Here is a 17,990-nt window from a genome sequence, read left to right as displayed (position 1 = left end):
GATGAATTTCATCAAGGCCTCGATCCAGCGCTACCAGCTCGGCAGCCTGCTGCTCCTGGTGCTGCTGCTCGCGGTGGTGCTGCCGCTGTCGCTCGACATCTTCCGCCTCAACCTCGTGGGCAAGTACCTCACCTACGCCTTCGTGGCCGTGGGCCTCGTCATGGTGTGGGGCTACGGCGGCGTGCTGAGCCTGGGGCAGGGTGTGTTTTTCGGCATCGGCGGGTACGCGATGGCGATGTTCCTCAAGCTCGAGGCCTCCGACCCGGTCTCCACCAAGATCCAGACCACGCCCGGCATCCCGGACTTCATGGACTGGAACCAGATCACCGAGCTGCCCGCGCTGTGGCTGCCCTTCAAGAGCCTGCCGCTGAGCCTCGTGCTGGTGGTGCTGGCGCCGATGGCACTGGCCTGGCTCGTGAGTTTCGCGATGTTCAAGCGCCGCGTGGGCGGGGTGTATTTCGCGATCATCACGCAGGCGGTGGCACTGATCTGCACGGTGCTCATCATCGGCCAGCAGGGCTACACCGGTGGCGTGAACGGCATGACCGACCTGAAGACCATGCTTGGGTGGGACACGCGCACCGACGGCGCCAAGTACGTGCTGTATTACGTCTGCGTCGGCCTGCTGGTGGCGAGCATCCTGCTGTGCCGCTGGATACAGACCAGCAAGCTCGGCACGCTGCTGCTGGCGATGCGCGACAAGGAAGACCGCGTGCGCTTCTCGGGCTACGACGTGTCGAACTTCAAGGTCTTTATCTTCTGCCTGGCCGCCGGTCTCTCGGGCATCGGCGGTGCGATGTTCGCGCTGCAGGTGGGCTTCATGTCGCCGAGCTTCGTGGGCATCGTGCCCTCCATCGAAATGGTGATCTTCTGCGCGGTCGGCGGACGCATGAGCCTGGTGGGCGCGGTGTACGGCGCGCTGCTGGTGAATGCGGGAAAGACGCTGTTCTCGGAGAGCTTCCCGGATCTGTGGCTGTTCCTGATGGCTGGGCTCTTCATCGGCGTGACGATGGCCTTCCCGATGGGGCTTGCGGGTGTGTGGGAGGAAAAGATCCGGCCCTGGTGGAAGTCGCGCCGGCAGGCGCTGCGCGATGCAGCCGTCAAGCCGCCTCCAGTTGCAACCGCACCCGTGGCACCGACCGTGCCATCACAACCCGAACCGACGCTGCCCGAAGGCGTCGGCAGCCAGCGCGCCTGAGCACGGAGCACCCCCATGAGCAACACAGACTTCGCGCTCGCAGTGGAAGACCTCACCGTCTCCTTCGACGGCTTCAAGGCCATCGACGACCTCACGCTGTACATCGACCGCAACGAGCTGCGCGTGATCATCGGCCCCAACGGCGCGGGAAAGACCACGCTGCTCGACCTGATCTGCGGCAAGACGCGCGCGAGCGCAGGCAGCATCAAGTTCAGGAACACCGAACTCACGAAGATGGCCGAGCACAAGCGCGTGCGGCTGGGCATAGGCCGTAAGTTCCAGACGCCGTCGATCTACGAGAACCTTTCGGTATTCCAGAACCTGGAGGTCTCGTTTCCCAAGGGCCGTTCGGTGTTCGGAGCGCTTGCTTTCAAGTGCGACGAAGAGGTCAAGGCCAGGGTGCAGGCCGTCGCCGAAGAAATCGGCCTTGCCGACAGGCTCGATACCGAGGCAGGATTGCTGAGCCACGGCCAGAAGCAATGGCTGGAGATCGGAATGCTGTTGATGCAGGAACCCGAACTTTTGATGCTCGACGAGCCCATCGCCGGCATGAGCGCGCGCGAGCGCGAACTCACGGCCGACCTGCTCAAGCGCATCTGCCAGAACCGCGCCGTGATCGTCATCGAGCACGACATGGCCTTCGTGAAGCAGATCGCGCACAAGGTCACGGTGATGCACCAGGGAAAGATCCTCGCCGAGGGGCCGATGGAGAAGGTGCAGGCCGATCCGAAGGTCATCGACGTCTACCTGGGGCACTGACATGAGCAACATCAACCTCAAGGTCGAGGACCTTCACGTCGCCTACGGCCAGAGCGAGGCCCTGCACGGCATCTCGTTCGATGGCCATGCCAACGAGACCGTCGCCATCATGGGCCGCAACGGCATGGGCAAGACCACGCTGTTCAAGAGCCTGATGGGCGTGCTGCCGCTCAAGAGCGGGCGCATCGAGGTGGCGGGCCAGGACGTGTCGCGCGACGAGAGCTTTCGCCGCGTCGCCAAGGGCATCGCCTACGTGCCGCAGGGCCGGATGATCTTCCCGACGCTGACGGTGGAGGAGAACATCCAGACCGGACTGGAGAACTCGCAGACCCGCCGCATTCCCGAGGAGATCTACGCGCTGTTCCCCGTGCTGTGGGACATGAAGAACCGCAAGGGCGGCAACCTCTCGGGCGGGCAACAGCAGCAGCTCGCCATCGCGCGCGCCCTCGTCACCGATCCCAAGGTGCTGCTGCTCGACGAGCCCACGGAAGGTATTCAGCCTTCGATCATCAAGGACATCGCCAAGGCGCTCAACGAGATCCGCAAGCTGCGCGGCATCACCATCGTCGTGTCCGAGCAGGTGCTCAGCTTTGCGATGGATGTGGCCGACAGGTTGTTCGTCATTGAAGGCGGCCGGCTGGTGCACGAGACCGCGCGCGACAAGACCGACGTCGACCACATCAAGGCCTATCTCTCTGTTTAACCACAACCCCAGGAGCCACTGCAAATGACGGACACGCTGATCAAGGTCGATCTGACCAAGTCGCCTACCGAGAACGAGTTGATTCACAACCGCTGGCACCCGGACATCCCGATGGCATGCTGGGTCAACCCGGGCGACGACTTCATCCTCGAGACCTTCGACTGGACCGGCGGCTTCATCAAGAACAACGACAGCGCGGACGACGTGCGCGACATCGACCTGAGCACGGTGCACTACCTCTCGGGCCCCGTGGGCGTGAAGGGCGCGGAGCCCGGCGACCTGCTGGTGGTCGACCTGCTCGACATCGGCGCCAAGCAGGACAGCCTCTGGGGCTTCAACGGCTTCTTCTCGAAGAAGAACGGCGGCGGCTTCCTCACCGATCATTTCCCCGAAGCGCAAAAATCGATCTGGGACTTCAAGGGCATGTTCACCAGCTCGCGCCACGTGCCGGGCGTGAACTTCGCGGGCCTGATCCATCCCGGCCTGATCGGTTGCCTGCCCGACAAGCCCATGCTCGACATGTGGAACGAGCGCGAGAAGGCACTCATTGCCACCGACCCTGATCGCGTGCCCGGCCTGGCCAATCCGCCATTCGCCGGCACCGCCCACATGGGCAAGATGACCGGCGAGGCGAGGGCGAAGGCCGCTGCCGAAGGCGCACGCACCGTGCCTCCGCGCGAGCACGGCGGCAACTGCGACATCAAGGACCTGTCGCGCGGCTCGAAGGTGTTCTTCCCCGTGTACGTCGACGGCGCGGGCCTGAGCGTGGGCGACCTGCACTTCAGCCAGGGCGACGGCGAAATCACCTTCTGCGGCGCCATCGAGATGGCCGGCTGGGTGCACATGAAGGTCACGCTCATCAAGGGCGGCATGGCCAAGTACGGCATCAAGAACCCGATCTTCAAGCCCAGCCCGATCACGCCGCAGTACAACGACTACCTGATCTTCGAAGGCATCTCGGTCGACGAGAGCGGCAAGCAGCACTACCTCGACGTGAATGTGGCCTACCGCCAGGCCTGCCTGAACGCCATCGAGTATTTGAAGAAATTCGGCTACTCGGGCGCACAGGCCTATTCGATCCTGGGCACGGCGCCGGTGCAGGGCCACATCAGCGGCGTGGTCGACGTGCCCAACTCGTGCGCCACGCTGTGGCTGCCCACGGGCATCTTCGATTTCGACATCAACCCGAACGCTTCGGGGCCGGTGAAGATGATCGACGGCAGCGTCAGCATGCCGCTGTCGCACGACCTGCGCTGAAGAGAAGAGGAAGACGCTGCATGCCCACCTACGACTACGCCTGCGGTCACTGCGGCGGCTTCGAAGCGCTGCGGCCCTCGGGCCTGCGCGACGAGCCGGCCGCGTGCCCCGACTGCGGCAACGCTTCGCCGCGCGTGCTGTCAGCGGCACCGCGGCTGGCGTTGATGGCCTCGGGTACGCGCCGCGCGATGGAAACCAACGAGCGTGCGCGGCACGAACCCGGCAGTTCGCGCGACTATGCGCGCTTCAAGCATCCGGCGGGTTGCGGCTGCTGCAGCTCGGGCAAGCGCGGCGCGACGGTGACGGCGCCCAGCGGCGCGAAGTCGGCGCCATCACGGCGCCCGTGGATGATCAGCCACTGAAGCGGATCGTGACGCAGGCGCCGCCGGAGGCGCTGCGCGTCAGCGTCACCGTTGCGCCATGCAGCGCCACGATGTCGCGCACGATCGCCAGTCCGAGCCCGCTGCCCTGGCCCTCCACATGCTGGCCGCGGCAGTGGAATTGGAGCGAACCAGCCGCATCTCGATGGAACTGATCCGCCGGCAGCTCGGAAGGGGCTATGTGGACAGGCTGGCGCTGCTCAACGCCGAACAGGCTCACCACCAGGCCGCGCTGGCGCTGGCACAGGCGCAGGCCACGAGGCTGGGCGACACCGCGGCGCTGTTCCAGGCGCTGGGAGGAGGGTGGTGGAACCGGCCTGCGGGCGAGGTTGCAGGCGCCCAACCCTGACCGATTCGGGGCAAACCCGGTTGACGGGGGCGGATTTCAAGATCCGCATTGTTTCAATCCCGTGAACGCCGCGGTTCAATTTGCGTGCGTTTTTCGTGCTCATTCAGGATCAAACTTCTCCTCACCAACCAACCGTTTGCCCTGAAGGAGATTGAAATGAATGCCTCGAAGATCCTCGCCGCTGCTGCCCTCTCGCTCCTGGCTGCTGCCGGAGCCCACGCAGAAACCTACGACGGCGTGCACGTCGTGAATTCGTCCGTGACCCGCGCTGAAGTCGCACCGCAAGCCGCTGCCGCCGCCCGTGCCGGCAACGAATACAGCGATGCATCGAGCGCCGGTGCCCAGACCTTCACGTCGACCGCCAACCGCGCGACCGTGCAGGCCGAAGCCGTCGCCAAGGCGCACGACCCGCTCGCCAGCCTCGACCGCCGCGCGTTCTACCGCGACGAAGTGCCGGCTGCCTACAAGAAGCCCAGCGTGTCGTTCACGCGCCAGGCTGGCCTGTAAGCCGAGCGAACCGGTAAGCCGATCGGATCGCATCGGCTTCATGAGTGCAAAAGAAGAAGGGCCCGAGGGCCCTTTCTTCGTTTCTTGAACATTGGTATTAATGAAAGGTCGAGCCCGACCTGCCGCGTTGGCACAAGAGAGGCCGTACCTCCCTCGTTCGAGTGATGCACCGCTTGAAGGATTGACGCACATTCCGGCCTGAGTTCAGGGGCACGGGTGCGCGCATCGAGCAACGCACTTGCCATCCATCCACTCGAGCAAGGAGCACAGCCATGTCTTTCAAGATTCTCTGCTGCGACGGCGGCGGTATCCGGGGCGTCATCACGGCACTGCTGATCCAGGATCTGGACCAGAGCTTCGGCATCATCGGAAGCGCGAACGGTTTCGCCGGCACTTCCACCGGTGGCCTGATCTCGCTGGGCCTGGTGAACAACGTTGGCATCGATGCCATCGTCAAGCTCTACGAGAACGAAGGCTCCACCATCTTCAAGCCCAACGGCTGGCTGCTGGACGCACAGGCCAAGCAGCAGGACAAGGCGCCGGCGCAGTCGACGGAAGAGCTGCTGGGCAGCGGCCCGGGCATCTTCAAGTGCCAGTACGTCAATACCGGCTTGCAGACGGTCGCCCAGCAGCTGGTGGGCAGCGGCGCGCTGTCGTCGGCGAGCCGCTTCGTGGCCGTCAACTCCGCACGACTGTGGGACGCAAGCCAGAACAGCTGGGCGCCGTGCACCATCTCCAACGGCCCGAACAACGCCTACCGCGGCATCAGCATGGTCGATGCCGCGCTGGCCACCTCGGCCGCGCCGACGTACTTCCCGCCGTACCAGGTGGGCGGCTTCGGCTACTTCGCCGATGGCGGCACCTTCGCCAACAACCCCTCGATGACGGCGATCGTGGAAGCGATCTACCAGGGCTACGCCAGCGCCACGTCGGACATCGTGATGCTGTCGCTGGGCACCGGCGCCAATCCGGTGGGCGTGCCGCCAACCTCCGTCTCCAACCCGCTGGACTGGGGCGTCACGCATTGGCTGTGGCCGTTCAGCGACGGCGTGGTGCCGGCCACTGCGCTGCTCAACCTCACCATGGATGCCACCGCAGAGTTGGCGGCGGTCCAGGCCGGCCAGCTGCTCGGCGGCAACTACATGCGCGGCAACGTTCCGCTCGCCGAGCCGTTCGGCCTTGACGACTACAAGAACGTGGGCGAGCTGGTGAGTGCAACGCAGAGCTACATCGAAACCTCGCCCGAGTGGGCGGCGGTGCGCAGCTGGGTGCAGACGAACTGGACGTGAGCGAGGCGGACCGAAGCCCGCAGTCGCCGCAGCCGCATCTGCGGCATTGCCCGGCTCAAATGCCTACAGCTTCTCGCCTTCCTTGAGCACGCCCGCGTTGCGCAAGGCGGCGTCCAGCCACTTGGCCGCCGTGTTGCCCTGCTTGATGGCATCGATGCGCGCGGCTTCGTCTTCGACCTTCTTCTGCGCAGCCAGCAGAAGCGCTTCCACCTTCTCGCGTTCGACGACGACCACACCATCTGCATCGCCGACGACCAGATCGCCGGGGCGCACGGCCACGCCGCCGACCGACACCGGATGCCCGATGCGCCCCGAGGCCAGCTTGGTCGGGCCGTTGGGATTGGTGCCGACCGAGAAGACAGGAAAGCCCATCTCGTCGATCTCCACGCTGTCGCGCACTGCGCCGTCGATCACCACGCCGGCGATGCCGACCTGGCGGCAGGCGTTCATCATGATCGTGCCCATGAGAGCCGCGCTCTGGTCGCCCTTGCCGTCGATCACCAGCACGTCGCCAGGCTTGGCGAGCGCGATGGCGGCGTGGATCATCAAGTTGTCGCCCGGCCGCACTTCCACCGTGAGCGCGCTGCCCGCCAGCTTCATCCGGTGGCGCAGGGCCTGGATGCGGCCGTGCAGGGCGCCCCGGCGGCCGGCCACGTCGGCGAGGATGGCCGGCTGGAAGGCCGAGGCCTGCTGAACGAGATTGGAGGAAACGCGCTCGAAGTCGCGAACGATGTCCGGAAGCTGGTTCATGTTCTGGTTTCCGCTCATTCGGCCTTGACGTCCGCGTCCTTCACCACGCGGCCCCACTTGCGCTTGTCCGCCGTCAGGAAGGCGCGGAACTGCTCGGGCGTGCTTCCCACCGGCTCCAGGCCATCGGCCGCGAGCCGCTTGGAGATCTCGGGCATCGCGAGCACCTTGGCGACTTCGCGCTGGATGCGCTCGACCACGGCCGGAGGCGTGTTCTTCGCGGCGCAGATGCCAGCCCAGGTGACGGGGTCGAAGTCGGGGACACCGGCTTCGGTCACGGTCGGGATGTCCGGGAAGGCCGCCAGCCGGCGCGGGCTGGCCACCGCCAGCGCACGCAGCTTGCCGGAGCGGGCGTACTGCATCGAGCTCACGGGCTGGTCGAAGATCATCGAGACCTGGCCGGCGAGGAGGTCCGTCATGGCCTGGCCCGTGCCCTTGTAGGCCACGTGCACGATGTCGATGCCCGCGCGGCTCTTCAGCATCTCGCCTGCGAGGTGGCCGCCCGTGGCGGTGCCCGAGGAAGCGAAGTTGATCTCGCCCGGCTTCTGCTTGGCGTAGGCGACGAGCTCCTTCACGCTCTTCACCGGCAGGCTGGAGTTGACCAGCAGCATGTAAGGTGCATTGACGATCTGCGTGACCGGCACGATGTCCTTCTCGGAGTCGAAGGGCATGCTCTTGAGCACGTGCGGCTGGATCGACAGCGTTCCCGTGGTGCACATCAGCAGCGTGTGTCCGTCGGCGGGCGCGGCGAGCATGGCCGATGCCGCGATGTTGCCGCCGGCGCCCGGCCGGTTGTCGATCAGCACCTGCTGCCCGAGTCCTTCGGCCAGCTTCGGTGCGATCAGCCGTGCCACCACGTCGTTGGAGCCTCCGGGCGAGAAGCCGACGAGGATCTTCACGGGCTTCGAGGGAAAGGAGTCGGCGGCCTGCGCGTGGGGGGCGCCAAGCCAGACGGTGCCCGCGGCAAGGGCCGGCAGCAGCTTCAGAAGGGTGCGGAGTTTCATTGCGGTTCCTGGTTGATTGCTTGGCCCGAGAGTTCCTCGCGTGCCCGCGCGATGCGCCGGCAACCTTCCAGCAGCTGTTCGGTGCTGGCGGCGAAGGAGAGGCGGAAATGCGTTGGCACGCCGTAGGCGCTGCCTTGGAGCGCTGCGAGATCCTGTGAGTCGAGCAGGTGCATCACCCAGTCGTCGCTGCTCTCGATCACGGTGCCCTTGCGGTTGCGCAGCCCGAAGAGGGCGCTGCACGAGGCGAAGATGTAGAACGCGCCATCGGGCACGTCGCACTGGATGCCGTCGATGGCATTGAGCGCCGCGACCACCGTGTCGCGCCGCTTCTGGTATTCGAGCCGGTTCGTGGCGATGGTTTCCTGCGGGCCCGTGAGCGCCGCGATAGATGCAGCCTGCGCGATCGAGTTGGGGCCGGAGGTGCTTTGCGACTGGAGCTTGACCATCGCCTTGATCAGCGCGGAAGGCCCCGCGCCGTAGCCGATGCGCCAGCCCGTCATTGCATAGGCCTTGGACACGCCGTTCACCGTCAGCGTGCGATCCTTGAGGTCGGGTGCCGCCTCGGCCATGGTGGCGAACTCGACGTCGCCGTAGATCAGGTGCTCGTAGATGTCGTCGGTCAGCACCCAGACGTGCGGGTGACGGCGCAATACTTCGGCCAGCGCCTGAAGCTCTGCGCGCGTGTAGGTCGCGCCGCTCGGGTTGTTCGGGGAGTTGAGCATCAGCCAGCGCGTCTTGCCGGTGATGGCGCGCTCGAGGTCGGCGGGCTGGAGCTTGAAGCCCGACGCGGCGGGGCAGTCGACGAAGACCGGAACGCCGCCCGCCAGCAGCGCGATGTCGGGGTAGGACACCCAGTAGGGCGCCGGCACGATGACCTCGTCGCCCGCCGCGACCGTGCACATGAGCGCGTTGAAGATCACCTGCTTGGCGCCGGTGCCGACGATGATCTCGCCCGGCGTGTAGGCCAGTCCGTTCTCGGTCAGGAACTTGCCGGCGATGGCTTCCTTGAGGGCAGGCGTGCCGCCCACGTCGGTGTAGCGGGTCTGCCCGGCGGCCATGGCTCGGATGGCGGCCTGCTTGATGTGCTCGGGCGTCTCGAAGTCGGGCTCGCCGGCGGTCAGGCCGAGGATGTCGCGGCCCGCGGCGCGCAGCTCGCGGGCCCGCTGGCCGGCCATGGAGCTGGGAGACGGTTTGATTCGATTCAGGCGTGGTGCGATGTGAAGCATGCATGCAGTATCAAAGTGCATGCCTCGCAGGACAAACGAGAAATCGGACCGGCGCGGTATTCCTTTTTTTCCTGGCAACCCATGGGCGTACATTCCGCTGGCATGAACTTCACCTTCAAGCAGCTGGAGGCCTTTCTCTTCAGCGCCAAGCTCCAGAGCTTCAGCGCCGCGGCGGTAAAGCTGCACACCACGCAGTCGGCCATCTCCAAGCGCCTGGCCGAGCTGGAGGATTCATTGGGCGGCCCCTTGCTGCATCGCACCTCGCACGGGCTGGAGCTGGCCCATGCAGGGCGCGAGCTGCTGCCGCTCGCGGAAGAGGCCCTGCGGCTGTGGCAGCGCATCGAGCACGACATCAGCGTCGACAAGACGCTGCGTGGCACCTTCAGGGTGGGCGTGACGGAGCTGATCGCGATGACCTGGCTCACTCGGCTCATCCAGCTGCTGCAGAAGCTGCATCCCGAGGTGACGCTCGAGCCGGTGGTGGATGCGGGGCTCACGCTCTTCGAGCGGCTGGAGGCCAACAAGCTCGACCTGACCATCATGCCGGGCATCTTCTGGGGGCAGGCTTTCGAGTCGGTGAAAGTAGGGCAGGTCGACCAGGCCTGGATCGCGAGCCCGCGCCTCGTCATTCCCAACCGGGCGCTGAAGCCGCACGAGTTCGCCGACTACCCGGTGATCGAGCAGCCGGCCGGCGCCTCGAAAAACAGGTTCTACGAAGCGTGGCGCGCCGAGCACGGCTTCCGCTTCGGCAAGGTGATGCTGACGAACAGCACCACCGTGCTGCGCGAACTGACGATCAGCGGCTTCGGCATCAGCCAGCAGGCGCTCGACTACGTGCGCCCGGACATCCGCAGCGGCCTGCTGCGCATCGTCAGGAGCGACCCGATGCCGCCGCCGCTGGTCTACAGCGCGGTCTACCGGCGCGACAGCTCGAGCCCGGCGCTCGCGCGCATCGTCGAGCTGGCGGTGAAGACATGCGATTTCACCCTGAGGGCAAGCCAGCACGACGTGGCACCGCCAAACCCACCGCGCGGCTCCGGTTCGACCCTGCGGCAACGTTCGCCACGGCAGGGCGCCGCGAAGAAGCCAGCGAGGAAGGCCAGGAGATAGTTTTTCCTGGTTTACTGCCTATGCTTGGAAAATATACGCATTGAGTATATATTTGCGGCCCATGAACATGCCGCAGCAAGTGCTTCTCCGCGACGCGATGCGTCAACTCAACATGACGCGCGACGCCTTCGCGGAGCGCATCGGCAGCCGCAGGAGAGCGCTCGACGCCTGGCTGCTGCCCGACGAATCCAATGAATTCCGGGCGATGCCAGAGGTCGCGCGGCGCTTCGTGAGCGAAATCCTGGCATCCGACGGGCGGCGCAGTGAATATACGCAAAGCGCACATGAAGGCGCACTGCGGAAGTCGCTGGCCATCGAGGGCTCGCACCACCTGCTGTCGGTCAGCCAGTTCAATCGCGATGCCATCGACGAGCTGTTCCAACTGGCCGACGTGATGCAGCCCATCGCGCGCCGCCGCAAGGTCAGCCGCGTGCTCGAAGGGGCGGTGCTCGCCAACCTGTTCTTCGAGGCCAGTACGCGCACTCGCGTGAGCTTCGGCGCCGCGTTCTGCCGGCTGGGCGGCTCGGTGTGCGACACCACCGGCTTCACCTTCTCGTCGATGGCCAAGGGCGAATCGATCTACGACACCAGTCGCGTCATCAGCGGGTACGTCGACGCCATCGTGGTGCGGCATCCGGAGCAGGGCTCGGTGGCGGAGTTCGCGCGTGCCACCAACGTGCCGGTCATCAATGGTGGCGACGGGCCGGGCGAGCATCCGAGCCAGGCGCTGCTCGACCTGTACACCATCCAGCGCGAGTTCTCGCGCCTGGGCAAGCTGGTCGACGGTGCTCACATCGCGATGGTCGGCGACCTGAAGTACGGGCGCACGGTGCATTCGCTCATCAAGCTGCTGGCGCTCTACAAGGGGCTGAAGTTCACGCTGATCTCGCCGCCTTCGCTCGCGATGCCCGCGGAGATCGTCGAGGCCGTGAGCCGCAACGGCCACGTGGTCGAGACGGCCGCCACGCCCGCGCAGGCGCTGGCCGGCGCGGACATCATCTACGCCACGCGCATCCAGAAGGAGCGCTTCGCGCAAGACGAGGTGCTGGAAGGCTTCGACAACGCCTTCGAGATCAACCGCGCGCTTGTCGAATCGGCCTGCAGGCCCAACGTGGTCGTGATGCACCCGCTGCCGCGCGACGGCCGCCCCGGCTCGCACGACCTGAGCGTCGATCTCAACAACGACCCGCGCCTGGCCATCTTCCGCCAGACCGACAACGGCATCCCGGTGCGCATGGCGATCTTCGCCACGCTGCTGGGCGTCGAAAAGCTGGTGAGCCGCTCGATGCGCGACGCGGCCTGGACGCCGCCCTCGCATATCGGGCCGGACGACAGCGTCTTCCACGGGCTCGACTGAGCGAGCCTTGCGCAGGCTTGCTCAGGCGTGCGCGAGGATGTTGACGAGCTTGCCGAACGGATCGCGCACGTAGAAGCGGCGCACGCCCCATGGCTCGTCCGCCGGGCCGTATTCGATGGCGAAGCCGGCGGCCTTCATGCGCTCGAAGGCTTCGTTCACATCGTCGACCTCGATGGAAAGGTCGGGCACCGGCGTGCCCGAGCCGCCCTCCGATGCAAAGCTGAGCTGCACCGTCATGCCGGCTTGCGAGCCGTAGGTCTGGATCCAGCCGTGGTCCATCAGCAGGTCGAGGCCGAGGATGTCCTTGTAGAAGACGGCGGCGCGCGCGGGCTCCGGCGTGGCGAAGTTGGCGACCAGTCGTTTGACTTTCATTGGGAGGGCTTTCTGATCGTGAAGGTCCGGGCGAGGCCGTTGCACTCGGCGTGCAGCAGGTCCCTTTCGACGCGGATGTTCGTCCATCGGTCGGTGTGGCCGTCCGAGTCGGCGATCTCGATGCAATCTGCGGACAAAACACGCCAGCTGAAAAGCGGTCCGCACACCGGGCCGTTCTTCGTACCGATGGTGGCGGCGACCTGGCCGCTCGCATTGAAGCGGTAGATGTTGATGGCCGTGTCGGACACGAGGGTCAGCGTGTGGTCGAGGGGGATTGCGGTGGCGGTCATACATTCGCTCCTCGGGTGGACAGATCGAGACCGATTGTTGCTGCTGCGTTGTTCGCCGCGTTCTCGAGCGCGGTCATTGCCAGGAAGCCAGGGTATTGCGCGCGCTGGGGATAGAGATGCCGGTGGTAGGCATCCCAGTAGCTCATCACGCGGCGCTCGGTCTTCTTGAGGTACTGCGTGTTTCGCGCTAGGAACTCGCCATAGAGCCCAAGGTCATCGCTTCGGCTATGCGCTTCGATGACCATGATGATGGGGAGGACGTACTCGCCCAGCAATGCGACTACGTACGGCACGACCCATGGCTGCGTTATCGGCAGCAGGCGCTCGAGGCAGCGTTGGCGTGCAAAGCCATCATGGTGCCGGGTGCCCAGGCAGGCTGCGATCTGGTGCGAGAGTTCCGACCCCTCGATCGCGCGGTCGAGCAGTGTTGGGCGGTAGTAGAGCCGGTTCGGTATCTCCAGCAACTCGCCCTGTACCTGTACGCAAAAGTTGCCGCTGCCCTGATGATCTTCCTCATGGACGAGTCGTGAGGCGACCCGTGCCACCTCGCCATTCAGCGATTGCGGGAAGGCCTTTGTTTCGATCAAGGGGCGCATTCGGCGGCAAGTGGTTCCGGAGGACTGATCGACCGAATATAGATGAGGGTCGCGTGATCCGACAGATCCCTGCGCTGTGCATCCTTGCGTATGCCGAAGCCCTTGCTCGTCATCTGCTGGTTTCTTGCGCCCTCACGCCCACCTAAGCGAACTCTCACTGCGGCCTAAGCGGACCCTCACCGACCGGTAAGTACCGCGTCCTAGAGTGAAACATCGTCATCACTCAAGGAGACAGCCATGAGAGTCCGTACAGCAGCCTTGTGCATCGCCGCCGTGCCCGCGCTGGCGCTGGCCTCGCTCGCGCACGCGGGTGGCCGCGCCGACCCCGACTATCCGCAGATCTCGCACTCGACGATGTCGCGCGATGCGGTCGCCGACGATGCCGCGCGTGCCAACAACGGCATCCACGCGACGGAGGTGCCGGAGTCGCAGGTGCAGCCGTCCGTTGCGGGCGCCGACCGTGCGCAGGTGCAGGCCGAGGCGATTCGTGCGAACAACGGCATTCATCCGACGGAGATCATGGAGTCGCAGGTGGCGCCGCCCGTGGCATCGGCGAACTCGTCGGCCGTGCACGCAATGGGCGAGTGAGACGCGGCTTTGCCAGTCTTCAATCGCGCGTGAGCACGAAGCGCCTGCGGATGCCGTCGGCAGCCGAAGGCGCGACCCACAGGTCGAACTCGCCGGGCTCGACCGTGGGCTTCATGTCCCGGCCGATGAACTGCAGGTCGTCCTTCGTGAGCGTGAACTCGACCTGCACCGACGCACCGGGCGCGATGCTCAGCTTGCGGAAGTCCTTGAGCTCGCGCACCGGCCGCGTCACGCTCGCGGCGCGCTGGTCGATGTAGAGCTGCACCACTTCCTCCGCCTCGCGCGCGCCGGTGTTGGTGACGGTGGCGCGCACGCGCAGCGTGTCCGACATCCGCAGGCGCTCGGTGCTCAGCTCGACGCTGTCGTAGCGCACGGGCGCATAGCCGATGCCGAAGCCGAAGGGGTAGAGCGCTTCGTTCGTCGCGTCGACGTAGCGGGTCTTGAAGGCCGTGTCGGGTGCGTTCTCGGGTGAGGGGCGGCCGGTGCGCTTGTGGGCGTAGTAGTAGGGCACCTGCCCGGCCGTCTGCGGAAAGCTGACCGGCAGGCGGCCCGAGGGATTGAAGTCGCCGAACACCACGTCTGCGATCGCATTGCCGGTCTGCACGCCGAGGAACCAGGTGACGAGGATGGCGCGCGCACTGCGCACCGCGCCCTTGAGCGCCATCGCGCGGCCGTTGCTCAGCAGCACGACCACCGGCTTGCCGGTGGCGGCCACGGCCTCGGCCAGGTCCTGCTGCGCCTGCGGCAGGCCGATGTCGCTGCGCGAGCGCGCCTCGCCCGACATCTTCTGGCTTTCGCCGATGGCCAGCAGCACCACGTCGGCATCGCGCGCTGCAGCGACCGCGGCGTCGATGCCGCCGGGCAGCGCCGACTCGATGCCCGAGCCGCGCACCACGTTCACCGAAGAGTTCGGGCCGAGCGCCGAGCGCAGGCCCTGGTCGATGCCCACCGGCGCCGACTGCCCCGGGAACAGGCTCCACGCGCCCATCAGGTCGATGGTGCCTTCGGCGAAAGGGCCGATCAGCGCGATCTTCGTGCCGGCCTTGGGCAGCGGCAGCAGCATGCGATCGTTCTTCAGCATCACGATGGAGCGGCGCGCGCTCTCGCGGGCCAGCGCGATGAACTCGGGGTTCTCGGGGCGTTGCGAGGCGGGCAGGCCGTCGAGGCCGCGCATCGGGTCGTCGAAGAGGCCGAGCTTCTGCTTGACGCGCAGCACGCGGCGCACGGCCTCGTCGAGCCGCGCCATCGGCACCTCGCCCGAGGCCACGAGGTCGGGCAGGTAGCGCATGTACAGGCCGCTCTGCATGCTCACGTCGGTGCCGGCCATGAAGGCCAGCTTGGCGGCTTCGCGCGGGTTGGCGGCGTAGCCGTGCTCCACCAGTTCCTCGTCGGCCGTGTAGTCGGAGACCACGAAGCCCCGGAACTTCCATTCGTCGCGCAGCACGCCCGTGAGCAGCGCGGGGTTGGCGGTGGAGGGCACGCCGCCGATCTCGTTGAAGGCGCTCATCACCGACAGCGCGCCCGCATCCAGCGCCGAGCGGAACGGCGGCAGGTACACCTCGCGCAGCGTGCGCTCCGAGATGTCGCTCACGTTGTAGTCGAGCCCGCCCTCGGCAGCGCCGTAGGCGGCGAAGTGCTTGGGCGTGGCCAGCATCGAGTCGGGCCGGGAGAGGTCCGTGCCCTGGAAGCCGCGCACGCGCGCGGCCGCGAACTGCTTCGCGAGGAAGACGTCCTCGCCCACGCCTTCGAGGCCGCGGCCCCAGCGGGCGTCGCGTGCGATGTCGACCATCGGTGCGAAAGTCCAGCGAAAGCCGTCCGCAGTGGCCTCCACCGCCGCCGCGCGGGCGGTGCGCTCGGCCAACGCCGGCTCCCAGCTGGAGGCCTCGGCCAGTGGCATCGGGAACATGGTGCGAAAGCCATGGATCACGTCCGCACCGAAGATCAGCGGAATGCCCAGGCGCGACTCCTTCACCGCGATCTGCTGCAGCCGCCGCTTGCCTTCGAGGCCCGCGTTGTTGAACAGGCCTGTGAGCTGGCCGGCGCGCACGTCGGCCGTTTCCTGCTGCGCGTTGCGCCAGCCGGCCTGCGGGTTGTTGGGGGTGTCGATGTCGGCGGGGCCGTACAGGCTGAGCTGGCCGGCTTTTTCCTGCACGGTCATGCGGGAGATCAGGGCTTCGATGCGGGCGTCTGCGTCCTGTTGTTGCTGCTGTGGGGCAGCCGTCGTCCCATCGGGTGCGGCCGATGCGGAGGGCAGGAGGAGCGCGAGGGAGAGGAGGGCGCAGGCGGGGGCGAGAGAGCGCGCCGGATGGCGCGGGAGTCGGACGTGCATGGGCTCCTATTCTGCAGACATCAGGAATCGCCCTCGGGTGGTGGGTCTTGGTGCCGGTTGTTGCTGGATGTGACGTCCGGCATCGTCAGGCGTTGATCGGACGCCAGAGCCGGTTCACGGCCTCCTGCGTCGGAAGCAGTGCGGCCTGTACCTGCGGCAGGGGAGAGAGGGGCAGCGCGAGCATCGATGCCAGGGCTTGAAGAGCATCGCGGCGGGTGGGAGCTTGTGTTTGTGTCATTGCAGATCGATTCATTTGATTGCTACCGCGCTGGCCGGGGCACCGGGCACGGCCACGCGGAACTTGAGGCCGTCGAGCAGCTTGTCCCAGAGGGCGATGGCTTCTTCGTCGTTGAGCGAGGAGGCTGCGGCAGCGCCCACGCGGTCGGAGGCCACCTTGGTGAACATTGCCGCTTGCAGCAATGCCGGGCGTGCGACGTTGCCGGTTTCACCGATGAACATCCACTCGAAGTCGTGCGAACCATCGGCTTCGCGGACCAGCGACTCCTCGCCGTCCCAGCCGTGGACTTTCTTCTTTCCCTCGCGCAGCGTCGTCAGCTTGGGATAGCTGCTGCCGGCGTCTCGCTTGCGGTCGTTGATGAGCTTGAGCAGGCCGTAGCCATTGCTGCCTTTGGTGCTCTGGCTCTGGTTGCTCTGGACGCTGAACACGACGTCGGGCAGCGCCGCCATGTGAAGGCCGGCCTGGGACAGGGCCGGACCTCGGGAGCCATCGACGCGGGTGAAGCCGTACTCATGGCAAAGGCCCTGCTCCGTGGGGACCTCGTCGGGCTCGCGTGCGCGCAGGTTGCTGGCCGTCTCGACCGTATATTGAAGTATTGAATCCGCGGTTATGTTGTAGCTCTTGGCCGTGGCGTTGCCGCCGACAAAGATGTGAGGCCCCACAACGTAGTAGACGTCGAAGCTCTCCAGCCCGTACTTCTTCGCCGATACGCTCTTGAACGAACGCATGAGCCAGAGGTTCGGTGCCGGCCCTTTGCCGAAGTAGGTGATCTCGGCCGTCTTGTCGGCTGACAATATCTTTGCGCGGTCGGCGGCCATCACTTGCTCGATGTCATTGGCCCGGTTGAGCAGCGTCGGAAAGTCGCGGCCAAACGCCAGTCGTGAATCCGTCGGTGCGGTCAGCACATAGCGCCCGAAGCACAGCAGTTTGGTGTGCTCGAACAATGTCTCGATGCGTCGATTCATGGGGAGTCCTTGATCGTCAAAGATAGTGGCCGTGTTCAGTATTTTTCCGACCACCACTGGGGATCGAAATCCGCCGCGATGCGCACGATCCCGTAGAGCGTGGCTGCGCTGGCGTTGGCGTCGCTGTAGCTGCCCTGGTGGTCGTATCCGGCCTGCACGCACTTGACCTTCGCGCGCACCTTGGCGGCGCTGCGTTCCACGGGCACTGTGCCGTCGCTGGGGGTCATCGGGGGCTGAAGCTTGAGCTTGAGAACTTCGCCTCGGTCGCCTTTCACGCGTAACGCCCCCTCGCCGTTGTCTCCCTCGGTTCCGGGCAACAAGGTCCAGGTCAACGGATCGCCGGCGATGACAGGGTCGCCATCGACCACGCGCCATACCAAGTCGTTCCAAGCCGGCTGCACTGGGTCGCTGCCGTAGTGCGCATAAGTGCGTGGATGGAACGTGTCCCGGATAGCGTCCGCAAATCTCATTGCATCTTCGATCCGGGTCGTCGTGGCTTCCAGGCCTATTTGGTTCGTCGGCTTTCCTCCTTCTTCCTTGGGTTTTCCGGCCTGCCCCGCCGGATCAATCCAATCCGGATTGATCAACCTCCACCACTTGTCCCGATCGAGCGTGTAGATCTCGCTCACCGCGTCATTGCTGGGCCACTTCGCCAGAAACTTGCCGTTGTCGTCCTGCACCTGAAGCCACTGCGTGCCGTAGGCGGCAGCAGGCAGCAGTTCGAGT

General features: G+C 65.9%; 20 protein-coding genes and 2 pseudogenes. 11 read left to right on the top strand and 11 right to left on the bottom strand.

Going from position 1 to position 17,990, the window contains the following annotated elements; translation table 11 throughout:
* The first annotated feature begins 1 nt into the window (after position 1).
* Genes urtC through EJO71_RS32280 form a run of 5 tightly spaced genes read left to right on the top strand, consistent with a single transcriptional unit; the run spans position 2 to position 4,279 of the window.
* Positions 2 to 1,198, top strand: a complete 1,197-nt coding sequence (gene urtC / locus EJO71_RS32300) for an urea ABC transporter permease subunit UrtC (protein ID WP_125952754.1) — start codon at positions 2 to 4, stop codon at positions 1,196 to 1,198.
* A 15-nt stretch (positions 1,199 to 1,213) separates the two neighbouring features.
* Positions 1,214 to 1,957: an urea ABC transporter ATP-binding protein UrtD gene (urtD, locus tag EJO71_RS32295; protein WP_125952755.1), complete on the top strand. Its 744-nt coding sequence runs from the start codon at positions 1,214 to 1,216 to the stop codon at positions 1,955 to 1,957.
* Position 1,958: 1 nt separating this feature from the next.
* Entirely contained in the window at positions 1,959 to 2,660 is a 702-nt protein-coding gene (gene urtE, locus EJO71_RS32290) for an urea ABC transporter ATP-binding subunit UrtE (protein WP_125952756.1), read from the top strand.
* A gap of 24 nt (positions 2,661 to 2,684) precedes the next feature.
* Entirely contained in the window at positions 2,685 to 3,917 is a 1,233-nt protein-coding gene (fmdA, locus tag EJO71_RS32285; protein ID WP_125952757.1) for a formamidase, read from the top strand.
* Positions 3,918 to 3,937: 20 nt separating this feature from the next.
* Entirely contained in the window at positions 3,938 to 4,279 is a 342-nt protein-coding gene (locus EJO71_RS32280; RefSeq protein WP_125952758.1) for a zinc ribbon domain-containing protein, read from the top strand.
* On the opposite strand, the pseudogene EJO71_RS34900 reads toward EJO71_RS32280, so the two are convergent.
* Positions 4,269 to 4,388: pseudogene (locus EJO71_RS34900) on the bottom strand (ATP-binding protein); the annotation flags it as partial. The gene EJO71_RS32280 and the pseudogene EJO71_RS34900 sit on opposite strands and share 11 nt — an antisense overlap.
* Positions 4,389 to 4,442: 54 nt before the next feature.
* Between EJO71_RS34900 and EJO71_RS34895 the strand changes: the two are divergent.
* The 3 genes from EJO71_RS34895 to EJO71_RS32265 all read left to right on the top strand — a co-directional run bounded on the left by EJO71_RS34895 (position 4,443) and on the right by EJO71_RS32265 (position 6,442).
* Positions 4,443 to 4,646: a hypothetical protein gene (locus EJO71_RS34895; protein WP_240651591.1), complete on the top strand. Its 204-nt coding sequence runs from the start codon at positions 4,443 to 4,445 to the stop codon at positions 4,644 to 4,646.
* A gap of 156 nt (positions 4,647 to 4,802) precedes the next feature.
* A complete protein-coding gene (locus tag EJO71_RS32270; protein WP_125952760.1) occupies positions 4,803 to 5,153 on the top strand; it encodes an alpha/beta hydrolase in 351 nt (116 codons plus the stop codon).
* 272 nt (positions 5,154 to 5,425) lie between these two features.
* Complete coding sequence (locus EJO71_RS32265) at positions 5,426 to 6,442, top strand: patatin-like phospholipase family protein (protein ID WP_125952761.1); 1,017 nt, start codon at positions 5,426 to 5,428, stop codon at positions 6,440 to 6,442.
* Positions 6,443 to 6,505: 63 nt separating this feature from the next.
* Here the strand turns inward: EJO71_RS32265 and EJO71_RS32260 are convergent, their stop codons facing one another.
* From EJO71_RS32260 to EJO71_RS32250, 3 genes are read right to left on the bottom strand one after another with little or no spacing between them, the layout of a single operon-like run.
* Positions 6,506 to 7,192: an RraA family protein gene (locus EJO71_RS32260; protein ID WP_125952762.1), complete on the bottom strand. Its 687-nt coding sequence runs from the start codon at positions 7,190 to 7,192 to the stop codon at positions 6,506 to 6,508.
* Positions 7,193 to 7,206: 14 nt separating this feature from the next.
* Positions 7,207 to 8,193, bottom strand: a complete 987-nt coding sequence (locus EJO71_RS32255; RefSeq protein ID WP_125952763.1) for a tripartite tricarboxylate transporter substrate binding protein — start codon at positions 8,191 to 8,193, stop codon at positions 7,207 to 7,209.
* Positions 8,190 to 9,419 carry a pyridoxal phosphate-dependent aminotransferase gene (locus EJO71_RS32250; RefSeq protein WP_125952764.1) on the bottom strand — a complete coding sequence of 410 codons (1,230 nt, stop codon included), beginning with the start codon at positions 9,417 to 9,419 and terminating at the stop codon, positions 8,190 to 8,192. Before EJO71_RS32250 ends, EJO71_RS32255 begins: the two co-directional genes overlap by 4 nt.
* An 81-nt stretch (positions 9,420 to 9,500) precedes the next feature.
* Here EJO71_RS32250 and EJO71_RS32245 point away from each other — a divergent pair, with 81 nt between their 5' ends.
* Entirely contained in the window at positions 9,501 to 10,529 is a 1,029-nt protein-coding gene (locus tag EJO71_RS32245) for a LysR family transcriptional regulator (RefSeq protein WP_240651863.1), read from the top strand.
* A 61-nt stretch (positions 10,530 to 10,590) separates the two neighbouring features.
* Positions 10,591 to 11,886 (top strand): aspartate carbamoyltransferase, encoded by a 1,296-nt coding sequence (locus EJO71_RS32240; protein ID WP_125952766.1) that lies wholly within the window; start codon positions 10,591 to 10,593, stop codon positions 11,884 to 11,886.
* Between the two features lie 21 nt (positions 11,887 to 11,907).
* Here EJO71_RS32240 and EJO71_RS32235 read toward each other — a convergent pair whose 3' ends face one another.
* The 3 genes from EJO71_RS32235 to EJO71_RS32225 are packed head-to-tail and all read right to left on the bottom strand — an operon-like array spanning position 11,908 to position 13,144.
* On the bottom strand, positions 11,908 to 12,258 hold the full coding sequence (locus EJO71_RS32235) for a VOC family protein (RefSeq protein ID WP_125952767.1): 351 nt from the start codon (positions 12,256 to 12,258) through the stop codon (positions 11,908 to 11,910).
* The gene (locus EJO71_RS32230) at positions 12,255 to 12,548 is read right to left on the bottom strand and encodes a hypothetical protein (RefSeq protein WP_125952768.1); all 294 of its coding nucleotides are present in this window, start codon (positions 12,546 to 12,548) and stop codon (positions 12,255 to 12,257) included. Before EJO71_RS32230 ends, EJO71_RS32235 begins: the two co-directional genes overlap by 4 nt.
* On the bottom strand, positions 12,545 to 13,144 hold the full coding sequence (locus tag EJO71_RS32225) for a hypothetical protein (protein WP_137860729.1): 600 nt from the start codon (positions 13,142 to 13,144) through the stop codon (positions 12,545 to 12,547). Before EJO71_RS32225 ends, EJO71_RS32230 begins: the two co-directional genes overlap by 4 nt.
* A 237-nt stretch (positions 13,145 to 13,381) precedes the next feature.
* On the opposite strand from EJO71_RS32225, the gene EJO71_RS32220 reads away from it, so the two are divergent.
* Positions 13,382 to 13,732, top strand: coding sequence for a hypothetical protein (locus EJO71_RS32220; RefSeq protein WP_125952770.1), 351 nt, complete (start codon positions 13,382 to 13,384; stop codon positions 13,730 to 13,732).
* Between the two features lie 19 nt (positions 13,733 to 13,751).
* Here EJO71_RS32220 and EJO71_RS32215 read toward each other — a convergent pair whose 3' ends face one another.
* The 4 genes and pseudogenes from EJO71_RS32215 to EJO71_RS32205 form a co-directional block, all read right to left on the bottom strand.
* The gene (locus EJO71_RS32215; protein ID WP_125952771.1) at positions 13,752 to 16,061 is read right to left on the bottom strand and encodes a glycoside hydrolase family 3 N-terminal domain-containing protein; all 2,310 of its coding nucleotides are present in this window, start codon (positions 16,059 to 16,061) and stop codon (positions 13,752 to 13,754) included.
* A gap of 85 nt (positions 16,062 to 16,146) precedes the next feature.
* Positions 16,147 to 16,299, bottom strand: coding sequence for a hypothetical protein (locus EJO71_RS34550; RefSeq protein ID WP_164546962.1), 153 nt, complete (start codon positions 16,297 to 16,299; stop codon positions 16,147 to 16,149).
* A gap of 11 nt (positions 16,300 to 16,310) precedes the next feature.
* Positions 16,311 to 17,264 carry a T6SS immunity protein Tli4 family protein gene (locus tag EJO71_RS32210; RefSeq protein WP_125952772.1) on the bottom strand — a complete coding sequence of 318 codons (954 nt, stop codon included), beginning with the start codon at positions 17,262 to 17,264 and terminating at the stop codon, positions 16,311 to 16,313.
* Positions 17,265 to 17,299: 35 nt separating this feature from the next.
* Positions 17,300 to 17,990 (bottom strand): annotated as a pseudogene (locus EJO71_RS32205) (hypothetical protein); the annotation flags it as partial.

The organism is Variovorax sp. 679 (genome assembly GCF_003952185.1).
Lineage (GTDB): Bacteria > Pseudomonadota > Gammaproteobacteria > Burkholderiales > Burkholderiaceae_C > Variovorax.
Note: the sequence above shows the minus strand (reverse complement) of the source record. Positions and strands in the feature narration are given on the sequence as shown.